We start from the raw sequence: 20,021 nt of genomic DNA, 5'->3' as shown, positions 1-20,021 counted from the left end.
TGTTTTCCTCTCGCTGGCTCAGGCGACCGTTCCGGTCTTGGACGCACCGTTCTTCTTTTCCAGAACGGCTTCGGTGATCGAGTTCGGAATGCGCCGCGGCGTCTCGACCAGACCGAGAACCGGCATGATGACGAGGAAGAAGCCGAAGTAATAAAGCGTTCCGAATTGCGAATAACCGACATAGTTTCCGGACAGGTCACCCCTGAACAGCAGGCCCCAGAGGCCGCTGCCTTCCGCCGGCATGGCGCCGAGCCAGCCGAGAATGATGGCGTTGACGACGAACAGCCAGAAGAACAGTTTGTACCAGGGGCGGTAGACCGCCGAGCGAACTTTCGACGTATCGAGCCAGGGCAGGAAAAACAGGATGATTATCGAACCGAACATCACCAGAACGCCGCCGAGCTTGGAATCGATCGGGCCGACATTGAAGGTGATGGCACGCAGCATCGCGTAGAACGGCAGGTAATACCATTCGGGCACGATATGGGCCGGTGTCTTCAGCGCGTTGGCCGGAATGTAGTTGTCCGGGTGGCCGAGATAGTTCGGCATGTAGAACACGAACCAGGCATACACGATCAGGAATACTGACACGCCGAACGCATCCTTGAGCGTCGCGTAAGGCGTGAACGGCACCGTATCGGTCTTGGTTTTCACCTCGACACCGGTCGGGTTGGTCTGGCCGGTCACATGCAGCGCCCAGACGTGCAGCACGACGACGCCGGCAATCATGAACGGTAAGAGGTAATGCAGCGAGAAGAAGCGGTTCAGCGTCGGCTGGTCGACGGCAAAGCCACCGAGCAGAAACTGCTGGATCCACTCACCCACCAGAGGGAAGGCGGTGAAGAAGCCGGTGATGACGGTCGCGCCCCAGAAGGACATCTGGCCCCAGGGCAGAACATAGCCCATGAAACCGGTCGCCATCATCAGCAGGTAGATGACCACACCGAGGATCCAGAGGATTTCGCGCGGCGCCTTGTAGGAACCGTAATAGAGACCGCGGGCGATGTGCAGATAAACGGCGATGAAGAAGAAGGATGCGCCGTTGGCATGCATGTAGCGCAAGAGCCAGCCGTGGTTGACGTCGCGCATGATCTTTTCGACGCTATCGAAGGCGCCGATCGTCGAGGCCGTGTAATGCATGGCCAGCACGACGCCGGTCAGGATCTGCACGATCAGCATGACCGAAAGCATGGCCCCGAACGTGTAGGCATAGTTGAGGTTGCGCGGAACCGGATAGGCAACAAAACTATCATAGACCAGACGCGGCAAGGGAAGCCGCGAGTCGATCCATTTTTCGATGCCGGTGGATGGCTGGTATGACGAATGACCGCTCATTTTGAAAATCCCCCCTTATCCGATCGTGATGACGGTATCGCTGGTGAAAGCGAAGGTCGGAATCGCGAGGTTTTGCGGTGCCGGGCCTTTTCGGATACGGCCCGCCGTATCGTAGTGCGAGCCATGGCAGGGACAGAACCATCCGCCGAATTCGCCGGCCTGGCCGAGCGGAACACAACCAAGGTGGGTGCAGGAGCCGATCATGACGATCCAGTTCTCCTTGCCAGCACCTGCAGAGCGATCGATGCTGCTGGCTGCAGCATCCGCGCCCAGATTGGCGTTGCGGGCAATCGGGTCCTTCAGGTCGGACAGTGCGACGGCATTGGCTTCTTCCACTTCCTTGGGCGTACGGTTGCGAATGAACACGGGCTTGCCGCGCCATTTCACCGTCAGCGACATGCCCGGCTGCAAGGCCGCGACATTGACCTCGATCGAGGCCAGTGCCAGCGTCGATGCATCCGGCCGCATCTGGTCGATGAATGGCCACGCGACAGCAACGGCGCCGACAGCGCCCGCCATGCCGGTGGTCAGATATAAAAAGTCACGGCGAGTCGGCTCGCCGGACGCCTGTCCGTTCGATGTGTTTTCACTCACGGTTTTACCATCCTCTCACGCATCCCGATCAACCGCATAAGCCTCCTCCAGGCTGGGCCGAAACCGCGTCCACCATAGTGCGAACAACGAGTCCCCAGCAAGTCGGCGCAATACTACCTTTGATCGCAGATAAACTCCTGTTTTGGCAAGGGCTGCGACCAGTCAACCGCATGAATTCCGGCTGCTTCGCCCCGCTACACTTCGTGCACGCCATGACAAACCGGTCATGGCGCCGCTCAAGGCGATTTACGCAAAGGAATCAGCTGTTAAATTGATTTGAATCAAGCCCCTGCCCATGCGGGCGGTTGCGCGTGTTGCAACGCACACATGCTTTGTGCTACCCCGTCCGCAGACGTGGCGACTTCCGGGCGGTAGGACATGAAATACACGATCTCCGTCGCCCTCTGCGTCATTGTGTCGCTTGTACTGGGCGCGATTGCCACACGGTATGTGCATCCGCACTGGATGCTGGCCACCCTTCACAGCCTGCAACTTCATGCGGCGATCGCCTGCGCGCTGGTAATGATTGTCGCGTTGCTGCTCAGCCGAAATGCATTTCCGGTCATCTTGCTGCTCGCGTCCATCGGCATTGCCGCGCATGCCGGGTTGATGCCTTACGAATTCGACGCCGATCGGGCGCCGCAATCGGGCAAGACCATCAGGTTGATGCATTTCAATATTCTCGGTGGCAATTACCGCAACGGTGAACGCATCTACCAGACGATCGTCAATTCCGGCGCCGACATCGTCAACATCATGGAAATGCCGCCGCTTGCGCCATATCTGGCGGAACTGGACAAGGTCTATCCCTACCGCATCGGCTGCGGCAAGGAGACGGATATCTGCGACATGATGATGCTGTCGAAACTGCCGCTCACGAACCTCAGCGTCGGGGGCCTCAGCGAACTGCGCAAGGATCGTTTCATGCTGGCGGATGTCGATGTCGGCGGCACCACGGTCCACGTCGTCGCCATGCACCTCAGCAAGCCCTATTTCGACGATTACCACGAGATGGAACTGGCGAACGCCGCCCGCATCATCAACAATCGCAAGGGACCGCTGCTTCTGTCCGGCGATTTCAACTCATCCAGCACGGCACCGGATGTGCAGGATTTCATGCGCTGGACGGGCCTGCGGACGATTGCCCCGGAAATCCCCACCTGGCCGGTGCGCCTCGGCCGCTTCGGCATCGCCATCGATCATGTGATGGTGCGCGCGCCGCTCGGCATGAAATCGGTGGCCCGCATACCCGACGCGATGGGCTCCAACCATTTTGGCCTGACCGCGGAATTCGTGCTGCCCGAATAGAGGCTCAGTCCTCGGCGCCGAGAAAACCGCCGGACTGCCGTTCCCAGAAGGACGCATAAAGCCCGCCGCGGGCGATCAGCTCCGCATGCGTGCCCTGTTCGACGATCCGCCCGCCATCCATGACGATCAATCTGTCGAGTGCCGCAATGGTCGAAAGCCGGTGGGCGATGGCCAGCACCGTCTTGCCCTCCATCAACCGGTCGAGATTGGCCTGGATCGCCGCCTCCACTTCAGAATCGAGCGCCGACGTCGCTTCATCCAGCACGAGGATCGGCGCGTTCTTCAGCATGACGCGGGCAATGGCGATCCGCTGGCGCTGGCCGCCCGACAGCTTGACGCCGCGTTCGCCGACATGGGCATCGAACCCCGTGCGGCCGCGCTGGTCCTCCAGGCGCTCGATAAATCCATCCGCCTCGGCCCGCTCGGTGGCTGCGCGCAAATCCGCGTCACTTGCGGTCTGCCGGCCGAACAGGATGTTGTCGCGGATCGAGCGATGCAAAAGCGCCGTATCCTGCGTCACCATGCCGATCTGTCGGCGCAAGCTGTCCTGCGTCACCTTTGAGATATCTTGCCCGTCGATCAGGATACGGCCGCTCTCGACATCGTAGAAACGCAGCAGCAGATTGACCAGCGTCGACTTGCCGGCGCCGGAGCGTCCGACGACGCCCACCTTCTCGCCCGGCCGGATTTCCAGCGACAGGTTGTCGATGACACCCTTGCTGCGCCCGTAATGAAAACTGACATTGTCGAACACGATGCCCGGCTGCTTCACCGACAGCGTGCCGGCGTTCGGCGCATCGACAAGGCCGATCGGCTGCGAAATCAGCTCGGCGGCATTCTGCACGACACCAAAATTGCGCATGATGCCGTTGAACTGCGTCATCAGCCGTCCGAGCAGAAAATTCAGCCGCAGTACCAGCGCCAGCGTGAAGGCGACGGCACCCGAGGTGATCTTGCCCGACAGCCACAGATCGATGCAGAGCGCCGCCATGCTGGTGATCATGATGCCGGACAGAAGCGCCATCGATGCCCGCACCCCGGTGATGAAACGGGTGAACAGGATGGTGGTTTTCTGGAAGGTCTCGAAACCCTGCAGCATGTAGCGGTCGTTGGCATCGTCATGGCCGAACAGGCGCAGCGTCTGGATATTGCTATAGGCATCGACCATACGGCCGTTCAGCATTGACGAGGCTTCCGCCGTCTCGCGCGAATGGTAGCGGATGCGCGGCACGAAATAACGCGCCAGCAGCCCGAAAATGAACACCCAGACGCAGACGACCACCGCCAGCCGCCAATCGAGGCTACCGACGAGAAACAGCATCGAGACAGAATAGATGCCGACGAACCACACGCTTTCCATCAGCGAGGTGACAAGGTCGCCCGCCGACTGTCCACCCGACCAAACCTTGTTGACGATGCGGCCGGAAAAATCGTTCTGGAAGAAGGACAGCGATTGCCGCGCCACATGCATGTAGGACTGCCAGCGCACCATGTTGTAGAAACCGGGCGTGATGATCTGCTGGTCGGTGAGCGCGGTCAGCAAAGTCACCACGAAGCGCACGACGCCGATCAGCACCAACATGCCGGCAAGCTCCCAGCCATGCGTGGCCAGAAGCCCCGCCCAGCCATCCTCAGGCTTGATGGTGGCAAGAAGGTCGATCAGTCGCCCCACGAACCAGAACAGCGCCGCCTCGATTGCCGCCGTCAGTCCGCCCAGCACCAGCATGGCGATGAACGGCGCCTTGGCCTGATTGAGATAAAACCAGATGAAACCGAGCGTCGTTGCCGGCGGACGAAGATCGTCTTTCCGGGCAAAAGGTGAAATCCAGTTTTCGAAGAAACGGAAGAGACGGGTAATAATGGCCATGAAGCCGATATAGCGGCTGCGCATGAACTGGCAAAGGCCAGTGCGGCTTACATTTCGGTAAGGTGCGAAGATAGAGTCTGTCTGGGCTAGATTGCAGCATTCTGCCGGAGCAGGTTTTCGTCGGGGCAGTGGCGATTGGCGAAGTGCATACCACCGGGTACGTGCGAGCCGATCGCCGCTGATCCCGGCGGAAAGATGCCCGGCCCTTCGGGTTGGCTGAAACGGGCCGGCTGATCGCATGGCCGGCTTGGCCGTATGCTTTGGCTACGACACGCGCCAGCCATGCGACCATCCAGCTCCGTTTGAGCCAACAGAATGCTGCAATCTAGCCCGGACAGACTCTAGCACGGGCCAGACACGAAAACGCCGGCGCGAGGCCGGCGTTTTCTCATTCTCGTGGGACGTTCTCAGAAGTCCGACCATTCCTGCTTGACGGCGGCATTGCCGTTGAAAGCCGAGGCGATGCGGGCGCCGATGGCGCGGGCCGGCGATGCCACCGGGCGTGATGCCGGGTTGGCACTGCGGACATCTGCGCGTCCATCTTCCAGCTTGAACTGCGAGAGCAGCTGCGTCAGTTCGGCGGCCTGCTTGGCGAGGCCGTGGCTGGCGGCCGTGGTCTGCTCCACCATGGCCGCGTTCTTCTGCGTGCCCTGATCCATCTGGTTGACGGCCGTGTTGATCTCGGTGAGGCCAGTCGACTGCTCGCGGGCCGACATGACGATCGTGCCGACATTCTGGTTGATCTTCTGCACGTCGGAAACGATGGCTTCCAGCGCGCTGCCGGTCTGGCCGACCAGATCCACACCGTCTCGCACCTTGTCACCGGATGCACCGATCAACGTCTTGATTTCGCGGGCAGCCGTGGCCGAACGCTGGGCCAGCTCACGCACTTCCTGTGCAACCACGGCAAACCCCTTGCCGGCTTCACCGGCACGCGCCGCTTCGACGCCTGCATTGAGCGCCAGAAGGTTGGTCTGGAAGGCGATGTCGTCGATCACACCGATAATGTTGCCGATCTCGCTGGACGACTGTTCGATCGCCTCCATCGCGGCAACCGCCTGACGGACAACCTCGCCCGAACGCTCGGCACCGACGCGGGTATGTTCGACCAGCTTGCCGGCCTCACCAGCGCGGACAGCGGAATCCTTTACGGCGGTGGTCACCTGTTCCAGCGCTGCGGCGGTTTCCTCGACGGACGACGCCTGCTGTTCGGTGCGCTTCGACAGATCGTCGGCAGCGGCGCGGATTTCGTTGGCGCCGGCATCGATCATACGGGCATTTTCACCGACAGCGCGCAGCGCACCCTGAAGCTTGGAGACGGATTCGTTGAAGTTGACACGCAGCTGATCGAGCTGACCGGTAAACGGCTGCGCCAGACGGAACGTCATGTCGCCATCGGAAAGGCTCTTCAGACCCGACGCCAGACCATCGACCGCGAAGGCGACATCGGCAGCTTCACGCGCCTTCTGCTCTTCACGGGCAATACGCTCGCTTTCGCTCATCGAACGGTTGGCTTCGGTTTCGCGCTCAAGACGCTCGCGCTCCAGTGCATTGTCACGGAACACGGCCACGGCAGCAGCCATTTCGCCGATTTCATCGCTGTTGCCTGCATAGGGAATCTCGGCCTTGTTATTGCCCGAAGCCAAGGTTTTCATCGACGCGGTAATCGCCGAAATCGGGCGGGTGACACGCATCACGCTGAGGATGGCCGCACCGGCCGCAACCAGCACCGACAGAACGATACCGAAGATGGTGGACTTCAACGCGAACTGGCCAGCATCCGCCGCCGCCTGGCGGTCTAAGACGCCGCGCGCCTTGTTGTCATCGATCAATTGCTGAAGCGCCGTACCGGCGATCGTGCCCTTCTGCGCCATTTCCAGAATGAGTGCGCGCGCTTCCGCGGTCCTGCCGGCATCGAGCTGATCGACGAGATTGCCGCCCAGCCGATCGAATTCGGCAACGACACTCATAAGCTCGGCGAACTTTGCCTTGGCGGCAGGGATCGTCATCGACTGGCTGTAGGAATTGAATTCGGTGGTCCGCTGCTGAACCTTTTTCTGAATCTGCGCCAGCATCTCCTGCCTAGAGGCAGCAGAGTCGGTCGTCAACATCGTCAGGTAGAGACGACGGATATCCGACATCAGGCCGTCCATGCCGGCCACCATCAGCGAACGCTCCATGCGCCGGCTGATATTGTCGGCCTGCGTTTCCAGTTCGGAGACGGAACGCGCGCCGAGCACACCTTGCAGCACGATGAGCAGGACGGTCAGGGCAAAAAGAGACGGAAGAAGAATTTTGATTTTGATGGAATTGAACATTTGAGAACCCGCGAGAAAAACCGTCCGACACCTGGACGTCGCATCTGTCTCAACAGGCTCTAAACAAAAAATTACCACAAAAACCAACGAACTAGCTGGTTAACGCGTTATTTCTTTTGTTTTCTTGTTGAAATTCATCAAGTTGAACAAACAAAACCAAGAAATTCATCATCCGAAAAACAATATTAAATAAATATTTAATGCGACAAAGCGCCGCCATTTGAGAATGACGGCGCTCTACTATCGATTAGATATTCATCAAGACGACTTCGAGCAAGTAAAGCGAATCTGTACTTGCATCAAATTTTCCGGATCAAAACTCTGACCAGTCCTCACCACGAGGCGCCGCCCCACCAAAGCTGGCGGCAACCTTCTGGCCAAGTGCACGCGCCGGTGAATGTGTCGGACGCGACGCTGGTGAGGCAGGAACCGGCGCGCGCACCGGCGCATGGTGTGCCGCATCACCCAGACGGAATTGGCCCAGAAGCTCGATCAGGCCGGACGCTTCCCGCGCAAGGCTGTGCGTGGCCGCCGTCGTTTCCTCAACCATGGCCGCATTCTTCTGCGTGCCCTGGTCCATCTGGTTGACGGCGGTGTTGATCTCCTTGAGGCCCGTTGCCTGCTCCTGCGCCGTGGTGACGATCTCCGCCACCAACCGGTTGATGTGCTGGACCTCGGTAACGATTTCCTTCAACGCCGTACCGGTCTCTCCAACCAGCGCGACACCATTGCGTACCTGTTCGCCGGAACGGTTGATCAGCGACTTGATCTCCTTGGCGGCATTGGCGGAGCGCTGTGCCAGTTCGCGGACTTCCTGGGCAACGACGGCAAAACCCTTGCCGGCTTCCCCTGCCCGCGCCGCTTCGACACCGGCATTGAGCGCGAGAAGATTGGTCTGGAAGGCGATATCGTCGATGACGCCGATAATGTTGCCGATTTCGGTCGAGGACTGCTCGATCTGCTCCATTGCGGCGACGGCATCGCGAACGATGGCGCCGGAATGTTCGGCTCCCGTCTTGGTCTTTTCGACCAACTGGCCGGCCTCACGGGCACGTCGGCTGCTGTCGCTGACCGCGGTCGTGACTTCTTCAAGCGCCGCTGCCGTCTGCTCAACCGAGGCAGCCTGCTGTTCGGTGCGGCGCGACAGATCATCGGCGGCACTGCGGATCTCGTTGGTGCCGGCACTGATGGCATGGGCGTTTTCACCCACCGAAACCATTGTCGTCTGTAGTTTGCCCATGGAAGCGTTGAAGTTGGTGCGCAACGTTTCGAGGTCGCCATGGAACGGTGTGGCAATGCGGAAGCCGAGATTGCCGTCGGCAAGGTTCGAAAGCCCGGCAGCCAGACCATCGACGGCGACCTTCACATGGCCGGCCTCGATCATCTTCTGCTGTTCGCGCACGCCGCGTTCATGTTCCATCAGTTCGCGGTTGTCATCGGCCTCATGTTCCAGACGAATACGCTCGAGCGCATTGGCGCGGAAGATTTCGACAGCCGCCGCCATCGAACCGATTTCGTCACGGCGCTCGATAAACGGGATCGGACGTTCATTGTCGCCACTGGCCAAAAGACCCATGGCGCGGGTGATCGCATCGATCGGCCGGGCCACGCGGAAGAAGGAAATGCAGGCGGCACCGATTGCGATGAAGGCTGCGAATGCGAGTGCCGCATACGTGCTGGTCAGCGCCTGGTCGTAAGCTGTATCGGCTGCGACAAGTGCTGCCTCGCTGATCGCCTGGTTGTTGGCGGCGGTCGTGTCGAGCGCTTCGGTCATCGATTTTGCGGCATCGCGCATTGCGCCGCGATAAACGGACTGCGCCTCCTCGTGGCGACCGGCTTCGACCAGTCCGACAAGCGTCTTTGCCGCAGCGTCATAAGCGATCACACCGTTCTGCAACGTCGAAAACAGTTCGCGCGTTTTCGGCAGCGTGATCATGTCTGAATATTGCTTGATGAGCGCATCACGCTCGTTCATGCGCGTCGCGATCGTCTGCTCGTTGGTTCTGATCTCTTCGGCATCATTGGCCAGAAGAAGATCAGCATAGGAGCGACGGATGACGTTGATGGAGTGATCCATCTTGGCGATCAGCGTGTTGCGCGGCAAGCGCTCGCGGCCGATCTCGTGCACCTGCTGCTTCAGCGTCGCAAGTGAAAAAAGCGCCATGCCGCCCTGGGCAAAAGCGATAACGATAACCAGCCCGAACAGAGCCGGAAGAAGAACCCGAATGCGCATCTGAGACAGGTATCGCATGATCATCCCCTGGAAACGCCAAGGGCGCCGATACGTTGGGGGGAAACGTCTCGACGCCCTCTGGCATGCGATTGCAAAAATCAACGAAACAGAACCATGCGTTGATATGAGGATGTTCGAATATAAGGCTTAATGAATGGATAATACTGCACACGAGAAATTGCAGGCAATTTCAATAAAATCCAAGGTAGTAAAATATTGACAATCGATCACATGTATAAAACCAGCGATTTTCCAGGTCCGACAACGAAAAACGGCGACCGAAGCCGCCGTTCCATTCTCACATTTGAGCAGGTGTTCAGAATTCCGACCATTCCTGTTTGACGGCCGCCGATCCTCCACCAAAAGCAGCCGCGATGCGGTTACCGATTGCGCGCGCCGGAGAATTGACCGGACGTGCATCCGCGGGCGCCATGCGCACATCCGCCCTGCCCTCATCCAGCCTGAACTGCGCCAACAACGCGTTGAGTGCCGCAGCCTGCGAAGCGAGACGATGACTTGCCGCTGTCGTCTGCTCCACCATGGCAGCATTCTGCTGCGTGCCCTGATCCATGTGGTTCACCGAGCTATTGATCTCCGTGAGGCCGGTCGACTGTTCTCGGGTCGACACCACGATCGAGGCGACATTGCCGTTGATCCGCTGAACATTGGCAACAATCGTTTCCAGCGCCTCACCGGTCTGATCGACCAGCTTCACACCGTCACGAACCTTCGCGCTGGAAGCGGAGATCAGCGCCTTGATTTCGCGCGCCGCCGTGGCGGAACGCTGTGCCAGTTCACGGACTTCCTGTGCCACGACAGCAAAACCCTTGCCGGCATCACCGGCGCGCGCGGCTTCAACGCCGGCATTGAGGGCCAGAAGATTGGTCTGGAACGCGATCTCGTCGATCACGCCGATGATATTGCCGATCTCGTTGGACGACTTTTCGATCGCCTCCATGGCCGTGACCGCCTGCTTGACGATCTCACCGGAACGTTCCGCATCGGTGCGGGTATGATCGACAAGGCTTCCCGCCTCACCGGCACGCACAGCCGAATCCTTGACAGCGGTCGTCACCTGTTCCAGCGCGGCGGCCGTTTCCTCGACGGAAGAAGCCTGCTGTTCGGTGCGCTTGGAAAGATTGTCGGCCGCAGCACGGATCTCGTTGGCGCCGGCATCGATCATGCGGGCATTTTCGCCGACCGCCTGCAGGGCATCCTGCAGCCTTGAAACGGACTCGTTGAAGTTGAGGCGCAACTGATCGAGCTGACCGGCAAACGGCTGGGCCAAGCGATAGGTCATGTCGCCATCGGAAAGGCTCTTCAAACCATGCGCCAGACCATCGACGGCGAAAGCGACATCGGCCGCTTCGCGTGCCTTCTGTTCCTCGCGCGCAATCCGCTCATTCTCGCTCATCGAGCGATTGGCTTCCGCCTGTCGCTCAAGCTGCTCGCGTTCGAGGGCGTTGTCACGGAACACGGCAACGGCCGCCGCCATTTCGCCGACCTCGTCATGACGGCCTGCATGCGGGATCTGTGCTTCGGTATTGCCGGCGGCCAGCACCTTCATCGCCCTGGTAATGTTGTCGATCGGACGGGCAATCCGGAAAACGCTCAGCGCGGCAGCCACGACGGCCACCACGACCGCGAACACGATACCGATCATGGTCGACATCGAGGCGAATTGCGCGGCAGCATTTGCCGCCTGCCGATCGGTAAGACCGAGAGCATTGTTCTCATCGATCATCTGCGACAGGATCGCGCCCGCCTCGCCACCCTTGGGCACCATCTGCGCGATCAGGGTCTTGGCCTCATAGACGCGGGAGGTGCTGATCAGCTCGATGAACTTCGCGCTCATCACATCGTATTCGCCGACCACCTTCTGCAGGTCGTCAAATTTCGTCTTGGCCGCCGGGTCGGTGATCTTCTCGCCGAATGCGGCAAAGGCTGCGCCCCGCTCCTTGGTCTTTTCCTGAAGCTGGCCCAGCCACTTTTTCTGCTCGCCGGCATTGCTGCCCGAAAGCGCCATCAGCACGAGGCGGCGAACCTCGCCCAGTAACCGGTCCATGTTGGCCATGGCCACGGATTGCTCCATGCGGTGGCCGAGATTGTCCGCCTGCGTGTCCATCTGATTGACCGAACGCATGGCAAGACCGCCCTGAAGAATGGCGACAAGGACGACCGTGCCGAAGAGGATAGGCAAGAGAAGTTTGATCTTTATGGATCTGAACATGTGAAAACCGCAGCGTGAGACACAAATGGAATACACGCTCGTTTTTTCACCATTCCATAAAGAAAGACTTACTTTTTCACATAGCTTTTTGCCGGCAAAACACATTTCGCAAATGCGCCGTAACCATCCTCGGCAGAAGCCCGTCATCCCGACTGAGACCAGCAAAAAGCCCGCGACACCAAGGCGTCACGGGCTATTTTTCAAGTAGAGAGACAGGCAGAAACCTACTCCGCAGCCGCATCCTCTGTGTGATCACCCAGGAAACCGCCGGACTGACGATGCCACAGATCGGCATAGATACCACCGCTGGCGGACAGTTCCTGATGCGTGCCGGTCTCGATGATCTTGCCCTTGTCGAGCACGACCAGTCGGTCCATCTCGGTCAGCGTCGACAGGCGGTGAGCGATGGCGATAACCGTCTTGCCTTCCATCAGCGAGAACAGGTTCTCCTGAATGGCCGCCTCGACTTCGGAATCGAGCGCCGACGTCGCCTCGTCCAGCACAAGGATTGGTGCATCCTTGAGGAACACGCGGGCGATCGCGATACGCTGGCGCTGACCGCCGGACAATTTGACGCCACGCTCGCCGACATGGGCATCGAGACCGGTCCGGCCCTGCATGTCGGCCAGCGTCTCGACAAAATCCCAAGCCGATGCGCGCCTTGCCGCCTCGATGATCTGCTCGTCCGTCGCACCGGGATGACCGTAAGCGATGTTGTCGCGGATCGACCGATGCAGGAGCGAGGTATCCTGCGTCACCACGCCGATCTTGGCGCGCAGGCTCTCCTGCGAGATCGCCGAAATATCCTGACCGTCGATGGTGATGCGCCCGCCTTCCAGATCGTAGAACCGCAGCAGCAGGTTCATCAGCGTCGTCTTGCCGGCACCGGAACGCCCGACCAGACCGACCTTCTCGCCGGCAGCGACATTGAGTGTCAGGTTTTCCACCACACCCTTGTTCTTGCCGTAGTGGAAGCGGATGTTGTCGTAGGCGATAGCACCTTCCGGCACTTTCAGTTTTGGCGCCGCCGGCTTGTCGGTCACGTCATGCGGCTTGGTCATCATTTCCATGCCGTCATAAACCGTGCCGATATTCTCGAACAAGGCCGAGACCTCCCACATGATCCATTGCGACATGCCGTTGATACGCATGGCGAGACCGATGGCGATGGCAATCGCACCGATCGAAATGGCGCTGTCCAGCCAGAACCAGATAGACAGAGCTGCGACCGCAAACAGCGCCGCGCAGTTGTAGAAATAGACCAGCACCTGGAACATCGTCACCTTGCGCATCTGGTCGTGCACGGTGCCCAGGAACATCTGCATGGCATCGCGGGCATAACTCTCTTCGCGACCGGTATGCGAGAAGAGTTTTACGGTGGCGATATTGGTGTAGCTGTCCACCACGCGGCCGGTCATCATCGAACGCGCATCCGCCTGCGCCGCCGAAATCTTGCGCAGACGCGGCACGTAATAAGACACCGTCAGGCCATAGACGATGATCCACACGACCAGCGGAACGGCCAATCGCAGATCCGCCGCCGCAACGACAACGATCATCGAGATGAAATAGACGGCGACATAGACGAAGACGTCGAGAATCTTCATCACCACTTCGCGGATGGCGAGCGATGTCTGCATCAGCTTGGTCGAGACACGGCCGGCAAACTCGTTGGCGAAAAAGGTCATCGAGTGCCGAAGCAGATACCGGTGCATCTGCCAGCGCGCCACCATCGGAAAATTGCCCATCATGATCTGGTGCATGATCAGCGAGTTGAGCGTCGCCACCAGAGGCAACGCGACCAGCACGACCAGCGCCATCATCACCAGCTTCATGCCTTCGCGGGCAAGAAAGGTCTCGCGATCGGCCGTAGACAGCCAGTCGACGATATCGCCGAGAAATCGATAAAGCGCCACTTCGCCGAGCGCGATCAGCGTCGTCAGGATCGACATCAGCACAAGCCAGGGCCAGACCGGCTTGGTATAATGCCAGCAGAAGGCAAACAGCCCCTTCGGCGGCAGGGTCGGGGCGGCATCCGGATACGGATTGATGCGCCGTTCGAACCAGGAAAACATAAAAAGCTCCGTCAGTCGGCGACTGCTCACTCACAGACATCATCGACGCATGCGAAAGCCGGGCAGCCGGAAAACGAGATATCGCGACCTTGTGACGGTCACGCAACGATCAGAATGGGAAAAAGTTCAGTGGAACCGCGAAACGCTCAAGCAGAAAGAACTCGGGCCGGAAGGCGTGTGCGCACGGTCATATCCATGTAGGCCTCCTTGGCTGGCGTTTCGGTTGGAGCGTTTTGTAACGTCAACCAGAAAAATTGGAAAGAGCAAACGCACAGGAGTTGGTCAAAAAACTCCCATCTGCCTGCATTTGAACCGAAAAACCTGCATGGCGAGAATGGTACAGGTCACCCGCCGAAGACAGGACTTGAGCCAAAACACCGTTTTCGCTTAAGGACATCATCCATGACAGACCTGCGCATCGCCCTTTACCAGCCAGACATCCCCGGCAATACCGGCACGATCCTGCGGCTTGCCGCCTGCCTGGGCTTCGGCGTCGACATCATCGAGCCGGCCGGTTTCGACATTTCCGACCGCAACCTGAAACGCGCCGGCATGGATTATCTCGGTTCGGTATCGCTGGTGCGCCACGTCAACTGGCAGGCTTTTGACGCGTGGCGGCAGAGTGAAAACCGCCGTCTCGTGCTCGGCTCCACCAAAGCCGCCCTGCCCTATGTCGATTTCACCTACCAGCCGGGTGACATTCTTCTGTTCGGCCGTGAAAGCGCCGGTGTGCCGGACACTGTCCATGAAGCGGCGGATGCCCGCGTGCTGATCCCCATGCGCGAAGGTCAGCGTTCGATCAATGTCGCCATGTCGGCGGCGATGATCGTCGGCGAGGCCTTGCGGCAGACGGGTTTCTGAAGGTCAGTCGGCGGTCGGCAGACGCCGCATGGTGAACTCGATCTGGTCACCTTCAAGCTGGCGCCAGCTTTCGACTTCGGTCCAGTAAGCGGCCTTGGGAAAGGCATCGAACCATTCCTTGGCCTTTTCGCGCGCTTCCGGCCTCGAGAGGCAAAAAGTCTCGCGCACGAAATGGCCATTTGTCGCGGTCGCCTTTCCAAGGCGATGGCGATCCATCCTGCGCTTCAGGCCGTCGAGCGGCGGGACTTTCGTTATCGTCATGCGCGCTACCTTTCACAAAGCAAGATAATGCGCGGTTGCAGGCTTTGCGAGTCGATTCTGAAAGCGTTATAGGCTGCGCAACGACATTCCCGGACCGCGCCTCACGTGGCAGCATAAAACGGGAAGCCAAACAGGACGACACCGGAAGGAACGACATGGAACGGCCGCAGCTCGCAAAGGGCCTGCCCGAGGGCATCGAGGAAAAGAAGGCAACCGCCAAAGCCTGGTTCGAGAGCCTGCGCGACACGATCTGTTCCACCTTCGAGGCGCTGGAAGACGAAGTCTCCGGTCCTCTGTCCGATCGCACGCCCGGCCGTTTCGTCGGAAAAGACTGGCAGCGCGACGGCGGCGCCGGTGGCGGCGGCCGCATGTCGATGATGGAAGGCCGCGTGTTCGAAAAGGTCGGCGTCCACACCTCCACCGTCCATGGCGAGTTTTCCGAAGACTTTCGCAAGCAGATGCCGGGTGCTGATGAAGACCCGCGTTTCTGGGCGTCGGGCATTTCGCTGATTGCCCACCCGGTCAATCCCAATGTGCCGGCCGTGCACATGAACACCCGCATGGTGGTGACGTCCAGCCAGTGGTTCGGCGGCGGTGCCGACCTGACACCGGTGCTCGACCGTCGCCGCACGCAGGACGACGCCGACAGCCAGTCCTTTCACAAGGTGTTCGAAAACACCTGCAATGCCCATGCTGGCGTCGCCGATTACGATCGCTACAAGAAATGGTGCGACGAATACTTTTTCCTGCCCCACCGCAACGAGGCGCGCGGCATCGGCGGCATCTTCTTCGACTGGCTGACGCCGCAGGCGGACAAGGGGGGCTGGGACGCCAACTTTGCCTTCGTGCAGGATGTCGGTCGTTGCTTCGAAAAGGTCTACCCGCAGATCGTGCGCGGCAATTTCAACTCGGAATTCACGCAGGCCGATCGTGACGAACAGCTGGTTCGCCGTGGCCGTTACGTCGAATTCAACCTGCTTTACGACCGCGGCACGCTGTTTGGCCTGAAGACCGGCGGCAATGTCGAGGCGATCCTGTCGTCACTGCCGCCAATGGTGCGCTGGCCCTGATCATAATTTAGCGATCAGTTAACAAAAGCGATATCCAAATCACATCTCTTGGTGCTAGCTTTCTGACGGCTGTCAAGGCCGGTAGCACAGGGAGGATGTCGCAATGGTCGCATCGCAGAGCATACCGCAGCAGCATAAAAAGCCGGAACGCAACATCGCCACCGAGGAACTGATCGACCGTATGGCGCGCGATCTCAGGGCCAAGGGCGATCCGGATTTTCCGCATTCCTATTACGTCGCGCAGGTGCGCCGCCAATTGGCCGGAAAACCGTCACACCTTCCGGCGGCCAATGACCAGACGGTGGCTCAGCCACCCGGCGCCAAGGAACACAGTTCCGTTTTTCATGCCTGGGCGCTGGCCGAGTAGAGGCGAAACGATATTATTTCCGGTAGTGGAAACTGCATTGCAGGATTTCCAGACGCTGGTCATCACCGCTACCGGCCATGCGATAAACGAACCGGTGCTCGCCTGAGATGCGGCGGGACCAAAAACCGGTGAGATCGCCTTTCAACGGCTCGGGTTTTCCCGGGCCAGCGAACGGCGTGCGTTTGGCGCTCCTGATCAGTTCGTTGATCTTTTCAACGATCTTTGGATCGTTCTTCTGCCAGAACTCGTAATCATCCCAGGCATTGAGCGTCCAGACCAGCTTCATTCTGCGGTCGGGTCTCTTTCGACGACCCGTCCGCCTTGGAGCTGCTCGAGACCGTCGCGCAGGCGATCGGCATTGGCGGGCGTGGAAAGCAGATGCAGCGTTTCCTGCAGGCTCTCATATTCACCTTCGGCAAGAACGACGACGGATTCCTTGCCCTGACGCGTCACCAGAAGCGGTGCGCGCGATTCCAGAACCGTGTCGAAATGCGTGGCGAAATTCTGCCGGAAGTCCGTGAAGCGCACACTTGCCATGCTCAAACCCGCTGTAAAATCTGTACAGATTTATGTACGTAAATCACGATAAAGCGTCAAGATGTCCTCAGCGACCAACATCAGCCCTGAATTGAATTTGCTTTTGCATGGAAACCTCCAGCCACGACGCTAGTTTTCCTCATGGACAGGCTCGCGCGAGACCGCTCGCCTGCCCCATCCAAGGAGGAAACATCATGAGACTGTTCGAATGCGGAACGCTGGTTCCCGGTTGCGAGTGGCATACGCGGGCTGATGAGGATGCCGAGGTGGTGCGGCGTGCCGTCGAGCACATGCGCTCCGCCCATGGCGAAACATTCATCCGCGAAAACATGGTCGACAATATCAAGGCCCGTGTTCGTGATGAGGCGGGCAGCAAGGCGGCCTAATCCGCCTTGCCCACTAGATCGGCCAGCCGGGCAGTCAGCGCTGCCCGGTCGAGGGAAAAATTGCGCTCCACCCAGAGCGTTTCCAGTTCCGCCAGCAGCGCCCCGACCTTTGGTCCCGGCTCCATGCCCGCCGCGATGACATCGCCACCGCTCAATGGGAAGATGGGCTTCTCGAAATTTTCCGCTCGCTTCAACAGCACGGAAAGACGCGCCGCCTTACGCATTGCGATCGGGTAGCCTTCGGCATTGGCGCGTGCCGAAGCCAGCGCCAGCTTCAGTTGCATGATCAGACCATCACGCCCCGAGCGATAAAGAATGCGGTCAAAGCCGACATCCGTCACCTCGTCGGGCAGAGCCGGCGCCGTTGCCCAGCTTTCCAGGCGAGCCGCTTCCGCATTGGCCATGCGCAACCGCTTGGCCATTTCGGCAAGGCGTGGCGCATCGACCGGTACGATGGCCGCAAGCCGCAACAGCGGATCCGGTTTCCAATTGAGCGCAGCTTCGGTGGCGACAACGCCATGAATGGAATCGATGCCCCATTTTTCCGTTTCGGGCAAAATTTCGGTAAGCACGCCGGTCTGGCGCATCCACAAAAGCGCACGCGACGGATCGGTGGCGGTCAGCAGCTTTTTTGTTTCGGCCCAGATGCGCTCGGCCGAAAGCGTCGAGAGCTTGTCCTTGGCGCGGGCAACGGCACGCAAACCGTCGGCATCCGGCCGGCCTGAACCGTAATAGGCAAAAAACCGGAAGAACCGCAGGCTGCGCAGATGATCCTCGGCAATGCGGGTCGCGGCATCGCCGATAAAACGGATCGTCCGCGTCTCGATATCGGCCAAACCTTTGACCAGATCGACGACATTGCCCTCGCGATCGGCATACAGCGCATTGATGGTGAAATCGCGCCGCTCGGCATCGGCCTGCCAGTCGGTCCCGAAGGCGACTTCGGCATGGCGGCCATCGGTCGAAACGTCGCGTCGCAGCGTCGTCACCTCGAATGGCTGGCCATCGACCACCAGCGTCACCGTGCCATGGGCAATGCCGGTCGGCACCGACTTGATGCCGGCAGCTTTCGCCCGCGCCTGCGTATCAGTCGGCAGCAGCGTCGTCGCCAGATCCACATCCTGAATGGCTAAGCCCATCAGCGCGTTGCGCACCGCGCCACCGACGATGCGCGTTTCGCCGCCATCACCGTTCAAAAGATCGAGCACACGTTTCAGCGCCGGATTGTTGAACCAGTCCTCGTCGGCAATGTTCTTGTTGGTGGGACCGGTCATGCATAAAGCCTTTCGTAGAGCGTGCGCAGTATCCCGGCCGTAATGCCCCAGATATTGCGTTCGCCATAGGGCATCAGGAAAAAATGTCGCTCGACGCCGTCAAGAACACGGCTGCCGCGCTGGTGATTGGCCTCGTCCATCAGGAATGGCAAAGGCACTTCAAACACGTCAGCCACCTCGGCCGGATTGAGTTCAAGCTCGAAACCGCGCTTGACGACGGACAGCACCGGCGTAATGCGAAAACCTGTCGGCGTGAAATAGGTCGGCAAACGCCCGACCGGTTCCACGAACAGGCGCGAAAGACCGATCTCCTCCTCCGCCTCGCGCAAGGCCGCCTCTTCCGGTGACCTGTCCTCGGGGTCAATCGAACCGCCCGGAAAGGCGATCTGGCCGGAATGTTTTCGCAGCGTCGTGGTGCGCTGGGTGAGGATCACGCTCGCCTTTTCCCCATCGTCAACGACCGGGACCAGCACGGCGGCATCCCGCAGTTTCAGTTCCTGCGCCCGCGCCACGAACAGCGGATTGAGCGCATGGTCGCCGTGTGCATTCCACGCTTCCTCGAGCGGCAGCCCCATCTGGTCCTGCGCGCGCGCACGAAAATCTCCTGCTGAAAAAAGCGGGTATTGCGTCATGTGACAAGCGCATCCAGTTCGGCCTGCGGCATCACCGGAAACACCGCGCCGCCCGAGCGGATCACGAACATCGACACACCATCAATCTCTTCCGTCTCGCCGAGTTCGGCCAGATCATACATCACGGCGCGCGAAACCAGCGCCTCCAGCCGGCCACGAACGAGCAGATAAGGCTTCAGCTCGCGATTTTCGCCAGCGATCTCGAATCGCAGCGGATTGTCAGGACCCGCCTCGACCACATCACCGACATTTGTCCTGAACGTCAGAACCGTCACGCCATCCCGCTGCGTCACCGTCATCTCAACCGCCACGAAAGGTGCGTCGATAACCCGAATGCCGACCTTTTCCACAGGCGTGACGAGATAGGTTTTGCCGTCGTCTTCCTTGCGCAGAACCGTGGAAAACAGCCGCATTAGCGGCGCCCGGCCGATCGGCGTGCCCATGTAGAACCATGTGCCGTCAGCGCGGATTTCCATGTCGAGATCGCCGCAAAACGGCGGATTCCAGCGCTCTACCGGCGGCAGGCCACGCTTGCCGTCGCCGGTCTGCTCGGAGGCGCGCGAAATCATCGCTGCAAGACCTGCGGCGTCTGCCGCCTGATTTATCCGTTCCGTCGCCATGATTGTGTCCCGGTTCGACCTTTAAGGACAATTGAGTCACGAGATAGTCATTC

18 protein-coding genes are annotated in these 20,021 nt (G+C 59.7%); 5 read left to right on the top strand and 13 right to left on the bottom strand.

The window, feature by feature from the left end:
- Positions 1-18: 18 nt before the first annotated feature.
- Positions 19-1,335 carry a cytochrome b N-terminal domain-containing protein gene (locus EDF70_RS04015; protein ID WP_132272023.1) on the bottom strand — a complete coding sequence of 439 codons (1,317 nt, stop codon included), beginning with the start codon at positions 1,333-1,335 and terminating at the stop codon, positions 19-21.
- A gap of 15 nt (positions 1,336-1,350) precedes the next feature.
- Positions 1,351-1,929: a ubiquinol-cytochrome c reductase iron-sulfur subunit gene (gene petA / locus EDF70_RS04010; protein WP_132272022.1), complete on the bottom strand. Its 579-nt coding sequence runs from the start codon at positions 1,927-1,929 to the stop codon at positions 1,351-1,353.
- 378 nt (positions 1,930-2,307) lie between these two features.
- Between petA and EDF70_RS04005 the strand changes: the two genes are divergently transcribed.
- A complete protein-coding gene (locus tag EDF70_RS04005; protein ID WP_132272021.1) occupies positions 2,308-3,237 on the top strand; it encodes an endonuclease/exonuclease/phosphatase family protein in 930 nt (309 codons plus the stop codon).
- 4 nt (positions 3,238-3,241) lie between these two features.
- Here EDF70_RS04005 and EDF70_RS04000 read toward each other — a convergent pair whose 3' ends face one another.
- The 5 genes from EDF70_RS04000 to EDF70_RS03975 form a co-directional block, all read right to left on the bottom strand.
- The gene (locus EDF70_RS04000; RefSeq protein ID WP_132272020.1) at positions 3,242-5,128 is read right to left on the bottom strand and encodes an ABC transporter ATP-binding protein; all 1,887 of its coding nucleotides are present in this window, start codon (positions 5,126-5,128) and stop codon (positions 3,242-3,244) included.
- 383 nt (positions 5,129-5,511) lie between these two features.
- Positions 5,512-7,422, bottom strand: a complete 1,911-nt coding sequence (locus EDF70_RS03990; protein WP_132272019.1) for a methyl-accepting chemotaxis protein — start codon at positions 7,420-7,422, stop codon at positions 5,512-5,514.
- A 313-nt stretch (positions 7,423-7,735) separates the two neighbouring features.
- The gene (locus EDF70_RS03985) at positions 7,736-9,673 is read right to left on the bottom strand and encodes a methyl-accepting chemotaxis protein (protein ID WP_132272018.1); all 1,938 of its coding nucleotides are present in this window, start codon (positions 9,671-9,673) and stop codon (positions 7,736-7,738) included.
- A 298-nt stretch (positions 9,674-9,971) separates the two neighbouring features.
- Positions 9,972-11,885 (bottom strand): HAMP domain-containing methyl-accepting chemotaxis protein, encoded by a 1,914-nt coding sequence (locus EDF70_RS03980; protein ID WP_132272017.1) that lies wholly within the window; start codon positions 11,883-11,885, stop codon positions 9,972-9,974.
- 224 nt (positions 11,886-12,109) lie between these two features.
- On the bottom strand, positions 12,110-13,960 hold the full coding sequence (locus tag EDF70_RS03975; protein ID WP_132272016.1) for an ABC transporter ATP-binding protein: 1,851 nt from the start codon (positions 13,958-13,960) through the stop codon (positions 12,110-12,112).
- Positions 13,961-14,362: 402 nt separating this feature from the next.
- On the opposite strand from EDF70_RS03975, the gene EDF70_RS03970 reads away from it, so the two are divergent.
- Positions 14,363-14,821 (top strand): tRNA (cytidine(34)-2'-O)-methyltransferase, encoded by a 459-nt coding sequence (locus EDF70_RS03970; RefSeq protein WP_132272015.1) that lies wholly within the window; start codon positions 14,363-14,365, stop codon positions 14,819-14,821.
- Between the two features lie 3 nt (positions 14,822-14,824).
- Here EDF70_RS03970 and EDF70_RS03965 read toward each other — a convergent pair whose 3' ends face one another.
- Positions 14,825-15,082, bottom strand: a complete 258-nt coding sequence (locus EDF70_RS03965) for a hypothetical protein (RefSeq protein WP_165931931.1) — start codon at positions 15,080-15,082, stop codon at positions 14,825-14,827.
- Between the two features lie 155 nt (positions 15,083-15,237).
- Between EDF70_RS03965 and hemF the strand changes: the two genes are divergently transcribed.
- On the top strand, positions 15,238-16,152 hold the full coding sequence (gene hemF / locus EDF70_RS03960; protein ID WP_132272014.1) for an oxygen-dependent coproporphyrinogen oxidase: 915 nt from the start codon (positions 15,238-15,240) through the stop codon (positions 16,150-16,152).
- A gap of 103 nt (positions 16,153-16,255) precedes the next feature.
- A complete protein-coding gene (locus EDF70_RS03955; RefSeq protein ID WP_132272013.1) occupies positions 16,256-16,519 on the top strand; it encodes a hypothetical protein in 264 nt (87 codons plus the stop codon).
- A 13-nt stretch (positions 16,520-16,532) separates the two neighbouring features.
- Here the strand turns inward: EDF70_RS03955 and EDF70_RS03950 are convergent, their stop codons facing one another.
- Positions 16,533-16,805 carry a Txe/YoeB family addiction module toxin gene (locus EDF70_RS03950; RefSeq protein WP_132272012.1) on the bottom strand — a complete coding sequence of 91 codons (273 nt, stop codon included), beginning with the start codon at positions 16,803-16,805 and terminating at the stop codon, positions 16,533-16,535.
- Complete coding sequence (locus EDF70_RS03945) at positions 16,802-17,056, bottom strand: type II toxin-antitoxin system prevent-host-death family antitoxin (RefSeq protein ID WP_132272011.1); 255 nt, start codon at positions 17,054-17,056, stop codon at positions 16,802-16,804. The genes EDF70_RS03950 and EDF70_RS03945 overlap by 4 nt, the downstream gene beginning before the upstream one ends.
- Before the next feature lie 194 nt (positions 17,057-17,250).
- On the opposite strand from EDF70_RS03945, the gene EDF70_RS03940 reads away from it, so the two are divergent.
- Positions 17,251-17,442 carry a DUF1059 domain-containing protein gene (locus tag EDF70_RS03940; RefSeq protein ID WP_132272010.1) on the top strand — a complete coding sequence of 64 codons (192 nt, stop codon included), beginning with the start codon at positions 17,251-17,253 and terminating at the stop codon, positions 17,440-17,442.
- On the opposite strand, the gene EDF70_RS03935 is transcribed toward EDF70_RS03940, so the two are convergent.
- The 3 genes from EDF70_RS03935 to EDF70_RS03925 are packed head-to-tail and all read right to left on the bottom strand — an operon-like array spanning position 17,439 to position 19,968.
- Positions 17,439-18,716, bottom strand: a complete 1,278-nt coding sequence (locus tag EDF70_RS03935; RefSeq protein WP_132272009.1) for a CCA tRNA nucleotidyltransferase — start codon at positions 18,714-18,716, stop codon at positions 17,439-17,441. The two genes, EDF70_RS03940 and EDF70_RS03935, sit on opposite strands and share 4 nt — an antisense overlap.
- Positions 18,713-19,348: a CoA pyrophosphatase gene (locus EDF70_RS03930; protein ID WP_132272008.1), complete on the bottom strand. Its 636-nt coding sequence runs from the start codon at positions 19,346-19,348 to the stop codon at positions 18,713-18,715. The genes EDF70_RS03935 and EDF70_RS03930 overlap by 4 nt, the downstream gene beginning before the upstream one ends.
- The gene (locus EDF70_RS03925; RefSeq protein ID WP_132272007.1) at positions 19,345-19,968 is read right to left on the bottom strand and encodes a DUF1285 domain-containing protein; all 624 of its coding nucleotides are present in this window, start codon (positions 19,966-19,968) and stop codon (positions 19,345-19,347) included. The genes EDF70_RS03930 and EDF70_RS03925 overlap by 4 nt, the downstream gene beginning before the upstream one ends.
- Between the last annotated feature and the right edge of the window lie 53 nt (positions 19,969-20,021).

Origin of the sequence: Neorhizobium sp. JUb45 (assembly GCF_004343585.1) — a bacterium.
GTDB lineage: Bacteria > Pseudomonadota > Alphaproteobacteria > Rhizobiales > Rhizobiaceae > Neorhizobium.
This window is presented reverse-complemented; position numbering and strand designations above follow the sequence as displayed.

What these genes read in the sequence shown, in the direction of transcription:
- EDF70_RS04015 (WP_132272023.1), bottom strand. Translation starts at nt 1,335, where the DNA reads ATGAGCGGTCATTCGTCATACCAGCCATCCACCGGCATCGAAAAATGG.
- EDF70_RS03980 (WP_132272017.1), bottom strand. Translation starts at nt 11,885, where the DNA reads ATGTTCAGATCCATAAAGATCAAACTTCTCTTGCCTATCCTCTTCGGC.
- EDF70_RS03985 (WP_132272018.1), bottom strand. Translation starts at nt 9,673, where the DNA reads ATGCGATACCTGTCTCAGATGCGCATTCGGGTTCTTCTTCCGGCTCTG.
- EDF70_RS03975 (WP_132272016.1), bottom strand. Translation starts at nt 13,960, where the DNA reads ATGTTTTCCTGGTTCGAACGGCGCATCAATCCGTATCCGGATGCCGCC.
- EDF70_RS03940 (WP_132272010.1), top strand. Translation starts at nt 17,251, where the DNA reads ATGAGACTGTTCGAATGCGGAACGCTGGTTCCCGGTTGCGAGTGGCAT.
- EDF70_RS03935 (WP_132272009.1), bottom strand. Translation starts at nt 18,716, where the DNA reads ATGACCGGTCCCACCAACAAGAACATTGCCGACGAGGACTGGTTCAAC.
- EDF70_RS03950 (WP_132272012.1), bottom strand. Translation starts at nt 16,805, where the DNA reads ATGAAGCTGGTCTGGACGCTCAATGCCTGGGATGATTACGAGTTCTGG.
- EDF70_RS04000 (WP_132272020.1), bottom strand. Translation starts at nt 5,128, where the DNA reads ATGCGCAGCCGCTATATCGGCTTCATGGCCATTATTACCCGTCTCTTC.
- EDF70_RS03955 (WP_132272013.1), top strand. Translation starts at nt 16,256, where the DNA reads ATGGTCGCATCGCAGAGCATACCGCAGCAGCATAAAAAGCCGGAACGC.
- EDF70_RS03930 (WP_132272008.1), bottom strand. Translation starts at nt 19,348, where the DNA reads ATGACGCAATACCCGCTTTTTTCAGCAGGAGATTTTCGTGCGCGCGCG.
- EDF70_RS03945 (WP_132272011.1), bottom strand. Translation starts at nt 17,056, where the DNA reads ATGGCAAGTGTGCGCTTCACGGACTTCCGGCAGAATTTCGCCACGCAT.
- hemF (WP_132272014.1), top strand. Translation starts at nt 15,238, where the DNA reads ATGGAACGGCCGCAGCTCGCAAAGGGCCTGCCCGAGGGCATCGAGGAA.
- EDF70_RS03990 (WP_132272019.1), bottom strand. Translation starts at nt 7,422, where the DNA reads ATGTTCAATTCCATCAAAATCAAAATTCTTCTTCCGTCTCTTTTTGCC.
- EDF70_RS03965 (WP_165931931.1), bottom strand. Translation starts at nt 15,082, where the DNA reads ATGACGATAACGAAAGTCCCGCCGCTCGACGGCCTGAAGCGCAGGATG.
- EDF70_RS04005 (WP_132272021.1), top strand. Translation starts at nt 2,308, where the DNA reads ATGAAATACACGATCTCCGTCGCCCTCTGCGTCATTGTGTCGCTTGTA.
- EDF70_RS03925 (WP_132272007.1), bottom strand. Translation starts at nt 19,968, where the DNA reads ATGGCGACGGAACGGATAAATCAGGCGGCAGACGCCGCAGGTCTTGCA.
- EDF70_RS03970 (WP_132272015.1), top strand. Translation starts at nt 14,363, where the DNA reads ATGACAGACCTGCGCATCGCCCTTTACCAGCCAGACATCCCCGGCAAT.